Origin of the sequence: Lonsdalea quercina, from assembly GCF_900107885.1 — a bacterium.
GTDB classification, from domain to species: Bacteria; Pseudomonadota; Gammaproteobacteria; order Enterobacterales; family Enterobacteriaceae; genus Lonsdalea; species Lonsdalea quercina.
In genome coordinates, this window is sequence record NZ_FNQS01000003.1 from 56,250 (window position 1) to 72,163 (window position 15,914).

A 15,914-nucleotide genomic window follows, 5' to 3' on the forward strand; every position below is an offset into this window, starting at 1 on the left:
ATTACACGGCAAATTCCCTATTCGCGGAATTCGTTTCAGCGTCCTTTTCGCATGACGCCCGCACGTTCTCCAGCGCGCTTTCCGCTTCCGCCAAAATCTGACAGCATTGCTGATGCGTGATCGTCAACGGCGGCTCAATGCGCACCGACTTCGCATTGTTTAACGTCCCCGCGACCAGTACGCGACGCTGGAACAATTCGCTGGCGAAGGCGTAACCAATTTCGTTTTCCTGGAACTCGAAGGCCAGCAGCAGCCCCTTTCCTCGCGCCGCCAGAATCAGGTCTGGATATTTAACCGCGAGTTTTTGCAGCCCGTCCAGCAGGAACTTGCCCTCTTTGGCGGCCTGACCCGGCAGATCGTCTCGCAGCAGCACATTGATGGTCGCCAACGCCGCCGAACAGGCCAACGGGTTGCCGCCAAACGTCGTAGTGTGCAGGAACGGGTTCTCAAACAAGACGGAGAACACGTCTTCCGTGGCGACCGTCGCGCCGATCGGCATCACGCCGCCGCCGAGCGCCTTAGCCAAACACAGGATATCCGGCTGTACGCCATAGTGCTGACAAGCGAACATTTTACCTGTACGCCCCATCCCGGTTTGCACTTCATCCAATATCAATAACGCCCCGATTTCATCACAAAGCGCCCTGACAGCCGGTAGATACTCTTCCGGCGGCACAATCACCCCGCCTTCGCCCTGGATAGGTTCCAGTATAACCGCGGCAATGCCTTCGCCGTCCTGCTGGCATTGTTGGACCTGCTGTTTCATCGCTTCGATATCGCCGAACGGAACATGGTGGAAACCAGGCACCAGCGGCATGAACGGTTTGCGGAACACCGGCTTTGCCGTCGCCGAAAGCGATCCCAGCGATTTTCCGTGGAACGCCCCGTTCGCAGCGATAAAGCTGAATTTACCGTGAGGAGCCTGATAGGCTTTTGCCAGCTTCAGGGCGGCCTCCACAGACTCCGTACCACTATTGCTGAAAAAACTGTATTTCAATTTTCCGGGCGTAATGGCGGCCAGCGTTTTCGCCAGCATGCCGCGCAGCGGATCTAACAATTCCTGACTATGCAACGGCTGTTTTGATAGCTGTTTTTCTACTGCGGACAGTACGGTGGGGTTACGGTGCCCGACGTTGAAAATACCGTAGCCACCCAGACAATCCAGATATTCGTTCCCCTGCGTGTCGAGCAAAGTGTTGGCGCTGTTGGAGCGCCATTCGACAACACCGTAACCTCCGTCTGAGGTGACTGATTTTCTATACTCAAGAAAACCCGGGTTAACGTAATCGCGGAAAGAATCGAGAGTTTCTTTATTTAGCGTCTCCATATCTTCCTGACTAAGGGTATCGCTCATGATCCATTCTAATGCCTGCTGAGAACACTCTAGCGGGTTAAGTTGAGAAAAGGGTCTGGACAAAATGCGCTCCTTATTAAACGGGTATCACGTGATACCATTATTAGTAATGCACAAAACAAGCCAACTAGCCACCCCTTTATTTTCTGAACTTTCCGCCGGATAAAAGGTATTTTTCGATAACCAACTCAAGACCATCCTTAATTCATAAAATAAAATTTCCTTAAAATACATAGCATTACATTTAGGTAAAACACAATGAGTTTAATTGCACGCTTTGAGTGCAAAATAATTTATCTCGCCCTAATAAAGGGCAAAATGAGATCTCGATACTGTTATTTAATGACCCGTCACTCATTTGATTTCAAGAAATATATTTACAGGATAAATAATGATGAGCACGCGGAATAATAATGAATATCTTGCTATATCAGCATATTTCTCCTGACAACATCATAAAATTCATTACGATAAAATCTAAAAAAAAATAACACCTTAAACGTCATGTTATGTTTTCGATGACCACAGGCAGCCCAGAGGGAGCGAGCGATGTGCTCCCGCAACACACAATGATTCCCTTCAAGGGACTGATTTTCAGCGGTTTAGCGATGAAAACGAGGGGCGCCGCATGAAAGCACAGAGGAAAATCCAGGGCAAATGCCAGTACCACTTGGTACTCCCCATCTTCACACTCTTTTCCCATCACGCCGCTCCATTTTGCGCACGGAAACGCCGGCGCTCGTTTCGGGGAGAATGAGAGAGTCATGACACCCCAATGAGGCGCGATGAAAAGGCGAAGTGAAATGATGCCCTCCTCCGAAGACGTCACAATAAGGAGGATCGTGTATTCGGCCGCTTATAAAGTAATACGCCCTCTTACTCATCAAAGCCCTGGGGCAGGAGATAGCCCGACACTATGCAAATCACAGGATAGAAGAAACGGCCTCTTTTGTTCTGACGTTTCCCGCAGTAATTATTGAGGATAATAATGTTAAACAGATCACTCCCGCGAGCTATTGTTTAAATGCTGTCCTGCATCATAATTGATAGGGCTATCTCATCTACTTCATAACCTGAAAAATTAAAGTCGCATTCAATCTATAACTAAACCAACTTAAGCCACGCAGGCCTTCAACAACACCAGGCATGAGCATCTTATTCCTTCCCCCGTGGATGACCCTCCTCATCCTTTTTATAACGCGAAGCATTCATGTCGAATACACACAGGGATTGACTTTCCATAAAAATAAAAATTACGAATAAAAACAGATACATATAAAATACTGATGATATTTCCCCCCACTTCTATGAATACAGCTTATGAATAGCCCCCTCATTCGATACAAAACAAAAACATCCTTTAAACAAAATAAAAACAAGAAAACTCACTAATACCTTTGAATAGCAAAAGAATGAAACATGCCAAATCCCGACGTCTAAACCACGCCACTAAAAATCAGTTTCTTTATTTAAATAATTAAATTAACCCATGGCGTTTGTTATTGAGAGCCACGTCCCCTATTTAACGCAAAGATTGAGAAAATTCGAAATTGGAGAGATAGGTCAAAAAATAAGACGGGATGCGATATCTATAGTACCCACGACAAAAGTAAGTCAATTTTAATTAACGCACTCGTTTCAGTGAGTAATGAGGATTATATGGACTTTATCATTCAACTGGTCATTGTCCTGATCTGTCTATTTTACGGCGCAAGGAAAGGTGGGATCGCGCTAGGATTACTAGGCGGTATCGGGCTGGTCATACTGGTCTTCTTTTTTAAACTCGAACCAGGGAAACCTCCCGTCGATGTTATGCTGGTCATTATCTCCGTTGTCGCCGCATCCGCTACGCTACAGGCCTCAGGCGGGCTTGACGTCATGCTGCAAATGGCCGAAAAAATGCTGCGGCGCAATCCCAAATATGTCTCTATCATCGCACCTTTCGTCACGTGTATTCTGACGATTCTCTGCGGCACCGGTCACGTGGTTTACACCATTTTGCCGATTATCTACGACGTTGCGATCAAAAATAACATTCGTCCGGAACGACCGATGGCCGCCAGCTCCATCGGCGCTCAGATGGGCATTATCGCCAGCCCGGTTTCCGTCGCCGTTGTCTCGCTGGTCGCGATGCTGGCCAACTTTACTTTCCACGGCAAGCATCTGGAATTTCTCGACCTGCTCGCCATCACCATCCCCTCAACCCTGCTCGGCATCCTGGCTATCGGGATCTTCAGCTGGTTTCGTGGGAAAGATCTGGATCAAGATCCGGAATTTCAGAAATTCATTTCCGTACCGGAAAATCGGGAGTACGTCTACGGAGATACAGCGACGTTACTGGACAGAAAACTGCCGCGCAGCAACTGGGTCGCGATGTGGATTTTCTTGACCACCATTGCCGCTGTCGCGCTGCTGGGGGCGGTAGAAGAACTTCGCCCGGCCTTCGACGGCAAAGCGCTGTCGATGGTGCTGGTCATTCAGATGTTTATGCTAGTGTCCGGCGCCCTGATCATCATCATCACCAAAACCAATCCGGCCTCTATTTCCAAAAACGAGGTCTTCCGCTCGGGCATGATCGCCATCGTCGCCGTGTACGGTATTGCCTGGATGGCCGAAACGATGTTCGGCGCGCATTTGGAGCAGATTAAAACCACTCTCGGCACGCTGGTGGTGGAGTATCCCTGGGCCTATGCCCTGATCCTGTTGTTGGTGTCCAAGTTCGTCAATTCGCAGGCCGCCGCACTCGCCGCCATTGTGCCCGTCGCATTAGCCATTGGCGTTAATCCCGCCTATATCGTGGCTTCCGCGCCTGCCTGCTACGGCTATTATATTCTTCCGACCTATCCGAGCGACCTGGCGGCCATTCAGTTTGACCGTTCAGGAACGACGCATATCGGTCGTTTTGTGATTAACCACAGCTTCATTCTTCCCGGCCTGATTGGCGTATTCACCTCCTGTGCGTTTGGATGGGTTTTCGCCGCCATGTATGGTTACTATTGAGTCGCACCGCCACGCCGACGCACTCTGACGTCGGCGGGCCGCCCTCTATTTCAGCGTAAAAAAACCGCCCGGCGTCATCCTGACCGGGCGGTTTTCTATTGCCACAATACGCGTTATCAATACGACGCGCGGGACTGCTGCCAGAGTTCAACGCATGCCTGCGCTAATGCCTGCGTCGTATCAATACTGCGCGCCAGCCAGCGTGAATTGACGGCGGCCAGCCCGGGAGCCACCTCCGTACAGGCCAGAATCAGCCTTGTTGCGCCTCGCTTTGCTAGCCTATCGGCCAGCTGTTCCAGCAAGACACCGCCTTCAATGAGTTCACCGCGCTTGACCGCGTAACATCCCGGCACAAACAGCTCTTCCATCTCTTGCGGCGTCGGTTCCAGCACCTCGTTGCCCCCGGCAGCCAGACGTTGCTGATACCACCCCGCGCGCAGCGTACCGTGCGTGGCAATCAGTCCCGTCACCTGCGGCGGCACGGTGACGTGCTTATGCATCGCTGCCAGCGTGGCGTCCGCGATATGCAACAGGGGCGCGCGGCTCGCCGCCGTGAGTGCGTCGAACCAGTGGTGCGCCGTGTTGCAGGGGATCACGATATGACTGAGCGGCAGCTTATTCAGCGCCCGAATGGCTTCCAACAGCACCGGCAGCGGCGATGGACCCGTCCCCGCCAGCGCTTTTTGGCGATCCGGGATCTGCGGCACATTCCACACGACCAGCGGGACATGATCCTGATCGCGGTCGGCTGGCGTCGACACAATGATTTTCTGCACCAAATCGGCCGTCGCCAGCGGACCCATACCGCCCAACACGCCAATGAGACAGTCGGTCACGATCAGCGCTCCTGCTGTTCAAAGAACTCGCGGTAGCCAAACAGTCCAGCCGAACCGCCCGTATGAATAAAAACGACCTGCTCGCCTTTCTTGAAATGGCCTTTTCTGACGAGGTCGATCAGTCCTGCCATCCCTTTTCCGGAATAAACCGGGTCGAGCAGGATCCCTTCCAGACGCGCCAGCAGTTGGAGCGCCTCCCGCGTCCCCTCGTTAGGGATGCCATACCCTTTGCCGACATAGTCGCTGTTAGCCTGTACGGCAGCGCGCGGCAGCGTCTCGTCAATCCCCAGGCGCTGCCAGATCTGCTTCGCCAGACGGTAGACGTTCTCTTCCTGCTTCTCTTTCGGCGCGCGTACGCTGATACCCAGCACCGGTATGCCACTGCGAACCGCCGTCAGTCCGGCGACCAGACCCGCCTGCGTACCACTGCTGCCCGAGGCATGAACAATATGATCGACACGCAAACGCTGCTGGCTGGACTGAAACAGCAGCTCTTCCGCGCACGCGACATAGCCCAAGGCGCCCGTCACGTTGGAGCCGCCACCGGGAATGACATAAGGGCGGTGGCCTTCTCGACGCAGCTCGTCCGCCAGCGACTCCAGCGCCTGCTGCATGTCCGTGCCCGCGGGCAGATGGTCGACGATCTCCCCACCTAACAAATTATCCAGCAAGATGTTGCCCGACCGCTGATAAGGCTCGCCGTAGTCTTCAACCCGTTTTTCCAACAGCACTTTGGTTTTCAGCCCCAGCTTCGCCGCCGCGGCGATTGTCTGGCGCACATGGTTCGACTGCGTGGCGCCCTGCGTCAGGATAATATCGGCTTCCTGCTGCAACGCCTCCGCCATCAGGAACTCCAGTTTGCGTGTTTTGTTGCCGCCCGTCGCCAGGCCGGTCGCATCATCGCGCTTGATATAAATTGTTGGGCCGTTGAGATAGGCCGTCAACGCCGGCAGGGGTTCGAGCGGGGTGGGGAAATGCCCCAGTGACAAACGTGGGAAACGAGCAAGGTGCATCTTATTCTCCTTAAGAAAATCGGTATCACGTTCTATTTGAAAGCGGTGTGTCGTCTGCGTTATGGCGCCAGGCAACTTTTTGAATAAATGTAATAAACTTTAATGGCGTCGCTTAATCAGAAAATAACGGGATGCGCCTGCTATGGCGTGCAAATTCCGGTCCTCATCGCTTGTCAGGAATCATCTGACATCAATGCAATAGTTTCTAACTTAAACCGCGCAGCGCTCCGCCGTCATTCATCATCAGGCGACCTGTGTTTGCAGCTGGCTCAATTGGCCCCAGCTGACGTCATCCACATAAATCCCCTCTTCCACCCGCTGCCGGTAAGCGATTTGTTCCGGTTCGCCCGGCAGCAGTAGTTCGCCATCTTCGCGGGACTGCCGGATCCACTCCAGCAATACAGGAATTTCCTGTTGATAGTGCGCGTTGCCCCCCAGACGATCGGGGTCGATCAAAATGGAGAGCATGCTGTTGATGATCTGGTTGCCTTTCCCTGTCGCCGTACGCTCATTGCTGCCGCCGGTTAATACCGCGCCCAGCAGCGAGCAGATAATGGCCAGGCCGGAGCCTTTATGCTGCCCGAACGCCAGCAGCGCGCCAGTGGGCTGTTCCATCAGCCAGCGAGGGTCCACAGCGGGTTGGCCCTGATTGTCCACGATGCAGCCAGGCGGCAGCAGTTTGCCCTCATTCCACGCGATGCGAGCCTTGTTGCCGGCAATCACGCTGGTGGCAAAGTCCAGGATCACCGGCGCTTTACCGGCAACGGGGATACCCGCGCAGAACGGATTCGTACCCAACCGCGGCTGGACGCCCTGCCACGGCATCACCACCGGGCGGTTATAAACGTTGGCGAAATGCAGGGACACCAGTCCGGCGTTCGCCGCCTGCTCCGCCCAGGCGCCAATGCGTCCAAGATGATGCGCATCCGCCAGCCCGACCACGGCGACGCCGTGTTCTTGCGCGCGCTCAATGCCCTCTGCGATAACTTGCCGGGCGACCACCTGACCGAAGCCATGCTGTCCGGCAAAAGAGATCAGCGGCCCCGCATCCAGCGTTTTCTCAGCTACGGCGTGAGGACGCAGCCCGCCATCGCGAATGGCGGCGATGTAGCGCGGCAGCATGCTGACGCCGTGCGAATCATGCCCTTTTAAACTCGACTCCACGAGGTTATCCGCAACCAGACCGGCGACTTCTTCCGTCACCTCAACCGCCAGCAAACACTCGCGCAGATAACCGCGTAAATAGTGATGAGAAAAAACGGGCATGACATTTCATTCCAGGTTAATTGACAGAGATAAATATCATGCACCGTATTTTTTATTCGATAAGTCAAAATTAGTGCTTTGAATAGAAGCAAATTCGCTAAGCAATATTCAGGCTTTCTTTTACCGAGATTGATACAAATAAAATACCGATAAATTATTCCAAAATAACATTTATAAAATTCACTCTCCTGCTCATAGCATACGCAAACTTTCTTTTCGTCCGGCGGACGCCGTTTCGTATTTGTTTATTTTTTTATTTAATATAAGTGAGAAAAATATGAATTCATCAGGCAAGCAGAAAAAGAGGGGATTGACCGGACGACTGGCTGCGTTGACCTTATTGGCAGGACTGGGCCTGAGCGTCGTCCCCTTGTCCGCGAAGGCGGAAGGCAACCTCCGCATCGCTCAGCAGTTCGGCATCGGCTATCTGATCCTCGACGTGGTACGAGACCGGCAGCTCATTGAAAAACATGGCAAGCAACAAGGCGTGGATATCAACGTGGAATGGCGCACGCTTTCCGGCGCCACCATTATTAATGAAGCGTTGCTTTCCGGTTCGCTCGACGTGGCTTCCGCCGGCGTCCCCCCCGCGCTGACCCTGTGGGACCGAACTCGCGGCCGGCAGAACGTGAAAGCCATTGCTTCGCTCGGCTCCATGCCCAATTTCCTCCTCAGCAACAATCCTGCGGTAAAAACAGTGCGAGACCTGAGTGAAAAAGACCGCATCGCCACCCCCGCCGCGGGCGTCGGCTTCCAGTCACGCACCTTGCAAATTGAGACCGCCAAGCTATTCGGGGATGACGATTTCAAGCGTTTCGACACTATCACCGTCAGCTTGCCCCATCCGGATGCCAGCGCCGCGCTGACCGCAGGAGGTTCTGAGATAACGGCCCACTTTTCCAGCCCGCCGTTTCAGTATCAAGCGCTGGAAAACCCGAAAGTGCACAAGATTCTAAGCTCTTATGACGTGCTTGGCGGTCCTGGCTCCTTCAATTTGTTGTACACCACCCAGAAGTTTCACGATGAAAATCCCAAGACTTATCGGGCGTTTTACGCTGCACTGAAAGAGGCCGCAGACATTATCAAAGCGGACAAAGCGGCCGCGGCGGAAACCTACCTCCGCGTTGAGAAATCGCGCCTGCCTCTAGAGCTGGTGAAGCGAATTGTCGAAGACCCTGAAATCGACTTCACCGTGACGCCACAGCGAACCTATGTCTACGCCGAGAAGCTGTATGAGCTGGGTATCCTGAAGAATAAAGCCGCGTCGTGGAAAGACTACTTCTTCGAAGAAATTCACGATCAGCCGGGCAGTTGAGCCATATTTCGGAGAAACGAGAGGCCCCAAGCAAATTCGCGGTTACACGTCTTTCTCTTGGCTGGACGCGTGTGATGGCGGTGCGGCAACAGAGCAAGGAGCAGCCAAAGCATAAAAAAACGCAGCGTGACTCGGTCACGCTGCGTTTTAAACGGGGAGCGCACCTAGGCGGATGTAGTGCACCTAGGCGGGGTAGTCCCGCGATGGAAGCGAGAATATCAGTGGGCGGCTTTGGAACTCAGGCCGCGAATTTCACGCTCGTAGGAACGCGCTTTTTCCGCATCAAACTGTCCTTCCCACTTAGCGATAACCAGCACGGCCAGGGCGTTACCCACCACGTTCAACGCAGTACGCGCCATATCCAGGATACGGTCAACACCCGCAATGAAGGCCAGACCTTCCAGCGGGATACCCACACTGCCCAGCGTCGCCAGCAAAACGACAAAGGATACGCCCGGGACGCCGGCAATCCCTTTCGAGGTCAACATCAACGTCAATACCAGCACCACTTCCTGACTAATAGTCAGGTCGATTCCGTACAGCTGCGCGATAAAGATAGCCGCAATACTTTGGTACAGCGTGGAACCATCCAGATTAAAGGAATAGCCCGTCGGCACCACGAAGCTGGTGATGGCTTTTGGCGCACCGTAAGCTTCCATCTTTTCGATAATGCGCGGCAGGACCGTTTCGGAACTCGCCGTCGAGTAGGCCAGAATCAGCTCGTCTTTAAGGATACGGATAAGCATGCTGACCCGCAGTCCGCAGACGCGCGCCACCAGTCCCAACACCACCAACGCGAAAAAGACGATCGCGCCGTAAACCATCACTACCAGCTTTGCCAGCGGCCACAGCGAAGCGAAACCGAAGTTGGCGACGGTCACGGCAATCAGCGCGAAGACCCCAACCGGCGCATAGCGCATGATCATATGGGTCACTTTAAACATCGTTTCCGATGCGCTGCGGAAGACGTTCAGCAGTGGATCACGCTGTTCGCGCGGCAGAGAAGACAAGCCCAGACCAAACAGCACGGAGAAGAAGATCAGCGGCAGCATGTCCCCTTTCGCCATAGAGTCGAAAATGTTGGGCGGAATGAGCGACAGAATTGTCCCGACCAGGCTATGCGCCCCGCTCTGTACCTGTTCGGTGGTTTTCTCATATTGTGAGATATCGACGCTGGTCAATGTCGACATATCGATGCCGTGTCCCGGCTGGAAAATATTCGCCAGCGTAATGCCGAGAATGATCGCCACCGTCGTCACGACTTCAAAGTAGAGAATGGTTTTCAGACCAATACGGCCCAGCTTCTTGGCGTCTCCCACACCAGCAATACCGACGACCAGCGTGGTGATCACAATCGGGACCACAATCATTTTGATCAACCGAATAAAGATATCACCGGCCGGGCTGAGAACATTGACGATCAACCAATGTTTTTCGCTCGGATGTTCATGCAAAAAGGCCCCAAGGGCAATACCAATAACCAGGGCGATGAGAATTTGCCACGCCAAGCTAATTTTTTGTTTTTTCATGTCACTTTCCATTTCCTGTGCTCCGATCCTCGCAGGCAACGGTTCTACCGGCGCCTCATTCCATCAGCGGATGCTGAATATGTTCAGACGAGGGGGAGGTTACAAAGATGAGGTGGTTTTTTATTATAGCAGCGGCCGAATGAGGCGTGCTGTCTATTTATCATGCAAATAGTTATTCACTTAAACCGAACAACTATATGTATTTAAAAACAAAATCGCTGTTTTTATCAACAACGCATCTTGTCTAAGTTATTGTTAAAACGGGGATGCTACTATCACAGGTGGGTGAGATCAAGCCAATCATAGATAAGCATTTTCATAATTATGCTGTTAAGCAATACGATTTTTCCTGCTTTGGCTACAGAAAATTCAGGAATATCAGTGCTATTTTTTAGCGCCATTCAGAATATAAAAGTACGCGTCATCGCTACAAAAAAAGAAAAAAAAGCGGGGTACGCGTGTAAACAGGCATCAACGGCTTTATTCCCTGCATCGCGACAACGGAAAAGTTACGACTCAGTGGGTTAGGCGCTCGGTGACACCGCCGTTTCCGGTGAGACGTCGCCTGTATGGGAAGTTGATGGCGATAACGTTGTAAATAAAACGGCGCTAGCGAACAAACGGCCTTGTTCACCAGAGCACCGCCCGGCGGACGTCAGATCTGGTAATCGACGACGTTTTCACTATCGCTTTCGGAAAAGACTCGCTGCTTGATTTCTTCCAGCGTCAGTTCCGGGTTGCAGAGTTGTATGAATTGCCAGGTATAGTTGCGTTGCAGCTGACCGCGTTTGAGTCCCAACCAGACGGTATTGGCCTCGAACAGGTGCTCCGCTTCGATGCGTACTAACCCGGCATCGCGTACGGGGTCGTAAGATTTGTCCGCCAAAATCCCCACGCCCAAGCCTAATTCGACATAGGTTTTGATGACGTCGGAGTCCTGCGCGCTGATGGCGATATGTGGAGAAAGTCCTGCGGCGAGAAATGCCCGATCGATGCGCGAGCGCCCGGTGATTCCCTGACGATAGGTGATCAGCGGCACCGTATTGAGTTTATCCAACGTGATGGGGCTGCCGTCCGCCAGCGGATGTCCTGTCGGCACCAAAATGGAGTGATGCCAGCGGTAGTAAGGAAAGGCCGCAAGCGATGTCGTATTCATCAGCTGCTCAGACGCGATGCCAATATCCGCTTCACCTGAAGACAGCATCGCTACAATTTCTTCCGGCGTCCCCTGATGAAGCACTAACTGCACCTGTGGATACTGCGCCCGGAACGACTGGATGACCGAGGGCAGACTATACCGGGCCTGAGTATGCGTGGTGGCAATCACCAATTCGCCCGCGTCGTTGTCGCTAAACACATTCGCCAGCCTGCGGATGTGGTTGGCGTCGTTCAGGATACGTTCAGCCATCACCAGCAGCTCTTTCCCTGGCTCCGTCATCCCCAACAGACGCTTGCCGCGCCGGATAAATATTTCGATGCCCAGCTCGTCCTCCAGCTCACGAATATGACGGCTCACCCCTGACTGCGACGTGTAGAGCGTATTAGCCACCTCGGTCAGGTTATAGTTGCACCGTGCCGATTCCCGGATGATTCTCAGTTGTTGAAAGTTCACACTTTGCTCCGCCTTTGTGCTACTTGTTAGCACTATTCATACGAAGTAATGTTATGCCGTACAAATAAACAAAATTTCCTATATATAACTTTTAAAGATATAGAACAGCGCGAAATGAGTATGCCCGCCCGACAGGCCGCAACGGACGGCCCGCTGCGCGCATCACCGCAACGTCATTCATTAGGATCGAGACTGTGTTATCGGGAATTTTTTTTGCGCTATCCGCCGGATTGATGTGGGGACTCATCTTTATCGGGCCGTTGATCATCCCCGACTATCCTGCGGCTCTGCAGTCTAGCGGACGCTATCTGGCTTTTGGACTGATCGCCCTGCCGCTGGCATGGCTCGACCGCAGCCGACTGAAAAAATTGTCCCGCAGCGACTGGTTCGAGGCGCTCCGCCTGTCTGCCGTCGGCAACCTGCTCTATTATCTGTTCCTCGCCAGCGCGATCCAGCGTACCGGCGCGCCAGTTTCCTCCATGATTATCGGCACGCTGCCGGTCATCATCGCCGTCAGCGCCAATCTGTTATACGGCCGGGAAGACGGTCAACTGGCCTGGCGGCGGCTGGCGCCGTCCCTACTGCTGATTATCATCGGACTGGTGCTGGTCAATATTGCCGAGCGTCAGGGCGCGGCTGAATCCGTTCCGCTGCCGCGCTATCTCAGCGGTATCCTCCTCGCGCTGATGGCCGTCGTTTGCTGGACCTGGTATCCGCTGCGTAACTCCCGTTGGTTGCGGCAACACCCCTCGCATCATCCCATGACCTGGGCGACGGCGCAGGGCATCGCTACGCTGCCGCTGGCTTTCGTGGCGTACGTCATGGTCGGCGGCTATCTGGCGCTGACTTCGCCATCTTTTTCCCTGCCCTTGGGGCCTCAACCTGAACGATTTGTATGGCTCATGCTGGCGATCGGTCTGCTGGGTTCCTGGCTGGGGACGATTTGCTGGAATGCCGCCAGCCAACGGCTTCCCACGGCGTTGATGGGGCCGATGCTGGTGTTCGAAACGCTCTTTGCGCTGGTCTATACGTTTATGCTGCGCCAAAGTTGGCCGCCTGGGATCACACTGGCGGGCATCGCCTGTCTGGTTTGCGGCGTTATCAGCGCTATGCGCATCAAGCCGAAGCCCATCGTCAGCGCCGACGTCATTCACTAACGGCCCCCCCTTTTCCTACTCCGGCGATAGGCGATAATCGACGAGTTCGAGCGCTCGCCATCTCTTGAGGACACACCTCGCGTCAATCGCGTCCCCACGCCTGTTGCCGCGCCGTTTTCACTTGACCGAGCGCCGCTATGACGACGATCAGTAAACCTGTCTTCCGTATCGGTCATCATCAGGCACCAGGACACCGTATCAGTCACTGCCCAGCGTCGTGCCCTCAGCAAAGCCAGCCCGGCTTAAAAAAACCGTTTCGCCTCGGCCAGATCAACGAGAGGCAGACTAGGCTTTAACGCAGGACACGGCAGGCCACGCTGCCGATACGCCATTGGGAACGCTCTCCCGCGAAGAGCGCCGAAGGAGATACCCTCATGAAGAAAGTGATCACCGTCTGCCCTTACTGCGGGTCAGGCTGCAAAATTAACCTACTGGTTGAAAACAATAAAGTCGTCGGCGCAGAAGGCGCTCAGGGCATGACCAACGAAGGCGAACTTTGCCTGAAAGGCTATTATGGCTGGGACTTTCTCAACGATACCAAGCTGCTGACGCCACGTTTAAAAGCGCCCATGATCCGCCACCAAAAAGGCGCTCCGTTCGAGGTGGTCTCGTGGGATGAAGCCATCGCGTTCGCCAGCTCTCGACTATTAGCCATTCGCGAAAAATACGGCCCCGATGCCATCATGCATACCGGGTCGTCCCGCGGTCCCGGCAACGAAACCAATTACGTGATGCAGAAATTCGCCCGGGCGGTCACCGGCACCAATAACGTCGACTGCTGCGCGCGCGTGTGCCACGGCCCTTCCGTCTCCGGCCTCGACGTCACGCTGGGCAATGGCGCGATGAGCAACTCGATTTGCGAAATCGAACATACCGAGTGCGTTCTGGTCTTTGGCTATAACGCCGCCGACTCACACCCTATCGTTGCCCGCCGCATCCTTAAAGCGCGCGCACGCGGCGCCAAGATCATCGTCTGCGATCCCCGCCACATCGAAACCGCCCGCATCGCCGATTTATGGCTACCGTTGAAAAACGGCTCCAATATGGCGCTGGTCAACGCTTTCGCCAACGTGCTGATAAATGAAGACCTCTACGATAAGACCTTTGTGGAACAACATACCGAAGGCTTTGAGGAATATCGCGCCATCGTCGAGAAATACACGCCCGAATCTGTCGCCGAGATCACCGGCCTGGCCCCCTCGCTGATCCGCGAGGCAATCCGCATGTATGCCGCCTCCCCTTCCGCCACCATCCTGTGGGGCATGGGCGTGACGCAGTGGACGCAGGGGGTGGACGTCGTCAAAGGTCTGTCAGGACTGGCGCTGCTGACCGGTAATTTGGGCCGCCCCAACGTCGGCGTAGGTCCGGTGCGCGGACAAAACAACGTTCAAGGTGCCTGCGATATGGGCGCGCTGCCCAATCTGTTCCCCGGCTATCAGGACGTCACCGATCCGGCGATTCGCGCCAAATTCGCCCAGGCCTGGGGCGTTTCTTCGCTTCCCGCGCACAAAGGTTTCACGCTGACCGACGTGCCGCACAAAATCAAGGCCGGAAAAATCAAAGCCAACTACCTGATGGGCGAAGATCCATTGCAAACCGAACCGGACCTGTCGCTGGTGCGCCAGACATTCGATGAGCTGGAATTGCTGATCGTTCAGGATATTTTCATGACGAAAACGGCGTCCGTCGCCGACGTCATCTTTCCGGCCACCTCATGGGGAGAGCACGAAGGCGTTTATTCCGCCGCCGATCGCAGCTTCCAGCGCTTCTATAAAGCGGTCGAGCCTCAGGGAGACGTGAAACCCGACTGGGAAATCATCAGCTTGATGGCGACCGCCATGGGATATCCGATGCACTACCGCAATACGCAGGAGATCTGGGACGAAATGCGCGAGCTGTGTCCGCTTTATACCGGCGCCACCTACGAAAAAATGGCCGGTTTGGCCTGTATTCCGTGGCCCTGCGAAACGCCGGATAGCCCCGGAACGCCGTGGCTGTATGCCGGCAGCAAATTCGACCGTCCCAACGGCAAGGGGCTGCTGTTCGCCACCGAATGGCATCCGCCGATGGAGCAGACCGACAGCCAGTACCCGATGATCCTCTGCACCGTTCGCGAAGTCGGCCACTATTCCTGTCGTTCCATGACCGGTAATTGCACCGCCCTGCAAACGCTGGCGGATGAACCGGGCTATGTGCAAATCAATCCGGTGGACGCGGCCGAGCTGGGGTTACAGGATCAGCAACTGACCTGGGTGGCGTCGCGACGCGGCAAAGTCATCAGCCGAGCCGCGGTCAGCGAGCGCATCAATAAAGGCGCTGTCTATATGACGTATCAATGGTGGATCGGCGCCTGCAACGAACTGACGCTCGACGAGGTGGACCCCATCGCGAAAACGCCGGAATACAAACACTGTGCGGTGCGACTCGAACCGATTGAGGATCAGAACTGGGCGGAAGAGTATGTGCAGCGGGAGTACAGCAAGTTGAAAGCCCATCTGCGTGATACGGCGGAAGTGGCTCACTAAAACATTACGTCACCCACGCGTCCTGTTTATGGGCGCGTATTAACCGATACACTCTCTTTTAATAAGCACGGCTTAATGGCCCTGACAGGCAATAGTCGCTCGTTCTGCCCCTCAAGAACTTGTCAATAGACGCGCATCACAAGGATGAAAAATAGTGGCGTTATATTTAACGACGAACATACCAACAAATAACATGGTAATTACATGCCTGAGGCGGATTTAATTTTTACTGCAATTGAAGTAATGATATCAATAATATTTGACAGATATTTTCCGCTCATATCGCGAAGTCGAAACGCGTTATTCA

At 54.0% G+C, this 15,914-nt stretch carries 10 protein-coding genes; 4 read left to right on the plus strand and 6 right to left on the minus strand.

The window, feature by feature from the left end:
• Nucleotide 1 precedes the first annotated feature (1 nt).
• Nucleotides 2-1,417: a putrescine aminotransferase gene (gene ygjG / locus BLU64_RS05560; protein ID WP_026741547.1), complete on the minus strand. Its 1,416-nt coding sequence runs from the start codon at nt 1,415-1,417 to the stop codon at nt 2-4.
• A gap of 1,596 nt (nt 1,418-3,013) precedes the next feature.
• Between ygjG and BLU64_RS05570 the strand changes: the two genes are divergently transcribed.
• Nucleotides 3,014-4,354: an anaerobic C4-dicarboxylate transporter gene (locus tag BLU64_RS05570; RefSeq protein WP_026741545.1), complete on the plus strand. Its 1,341-nt coding sequence runs from the start codon at nt 3,014-3,016 to the stop codon at nt 4,352-4,354.
• Nucleotides 4,355-4,470: 116 nt separating this feature from the next.
• Here BLU64_RS05570 and cuyB read toward each other — a convergent pair whose 3' ends face one another.
• From cuyB to BLU64_RS05585, 3 genes are all read right to left on the minus strand, one after another.
• Nucleotides 4,471-5,190: a cysteate racemase gene (gene cuyB / locus BLU64_RS05575; RefSeq protein WP_026741544.1), complete on the minus strand. Its 720-nt coding sequence runs from the start codon at nt 5,188-5,190 to the stop codon at nt 4,471-4,473.
• A 2-nt stretch (nt 5,191-5,192) separates the two neighbouring features.
• Nucleotides 5,193-6,203 carry a D-cysteate sulfo-lyase gene (cuyA, locus tag BLU64_RS05580; protein ID WP_074728087.1) on the minus strand — a complete coding sequence of 337 codons (1,011 nt, stop codon included), beginning with the start codon at nt 6,201-6,203 and terminating at the stop codon, nt 5,193-5,195.
• A 243-nt stretch (nt 6,204-6,446) separates the two neighbouring features.
• The gene (locus BLU64_RS05585; RefSeq protein ID WP_026741542.1) at nt 6,447-7,469 is read right to left on the minus strand and encodes a malate/lactate/ureidoglycolate dehydrogenase; all 1,023 of its coding nucleotides are present in this window, start codon (nt 7,467-7,469) and stop codon (nt 6,447-6,449) included.
• 277 nt (nt 7,470-7,746) lie between these two features.
• On the opposite strand from BLU64_RS05585, the gene BLU64_RS05590 reads away from it, so the two are divergent.
• A complete protein-coding gene (locus BLU64_RS05590; RefSeq protein WP_036152260.1) occupies nt 7,747-8,784 on the plus strand; it encodes an ABC transporter substrate-binding protein in 1,038 nt (345 codons plus the stop codon).
• Between the two features lie 218 nt (nt 8,785-9,002).
• Here the strand turns inward: BLU64_RS05590 and gltP are convergent, their stop codons facing one another.
• On the minus strand, nt 9,003-10,313 hold the full coding sequence (gene gltP, locus BLU64_RS05595; protein ID WP_026741540.1) for a glutamate/aspartate:proton symporter GltP: 1,311 nt from the start codon (nt 10,311-10,313) through the stop codon (nt 9,003-9,005).
• Between the two features lie 655 nt (nt 10,314-10,968).
• Nucleotides 10,969-11,925 carry an HTH-type transcriptional regulator Cbl gene (cbl, locus tag BLU64_RS05600; RefSeq protein ID WP_026741539.1) on the minus strand — a complete coding sequence of 319 codons (957 nt, stop codon included), beginning with the start codon at nt 11,923-11,925 and terminating at the stop codon, nt 10,969-10,971.
• 194 nt (nt 11,926-12,119) lie between these two features.
• Between cbl and BLU64_RS05605 the strand changes: the two genes are divergently transcribed.
• Both BLU64_RS05605 and fdhF read left to right on the plus strand, forming a co-directional pair.
• On the plus strand, nt 12,120-13,082 hold the full coding sequence (locus BLU64_RS05605) for a DMT family transporter (RefSeq protein ID WP_026741538.1): 963 nt from the start codon (nt 12,120-12,122) through the stop codon (nt 13,080-13,082).
• Between the two features lie 374 nt (nt 13,083-13,456).
• Entirely contained in the window at nt 13,457-15,607 is a 2,151-nt protein-coding gene (gene fdhF / locus BLU64_RS05610) for a formate dehydrogenase subunit alpha (RefSeq protein WP_074728089.1), read from the plus strand.
• The last annotated feature ends 307 nt before the right edge of the window (nt 15,608-15,914 follow it).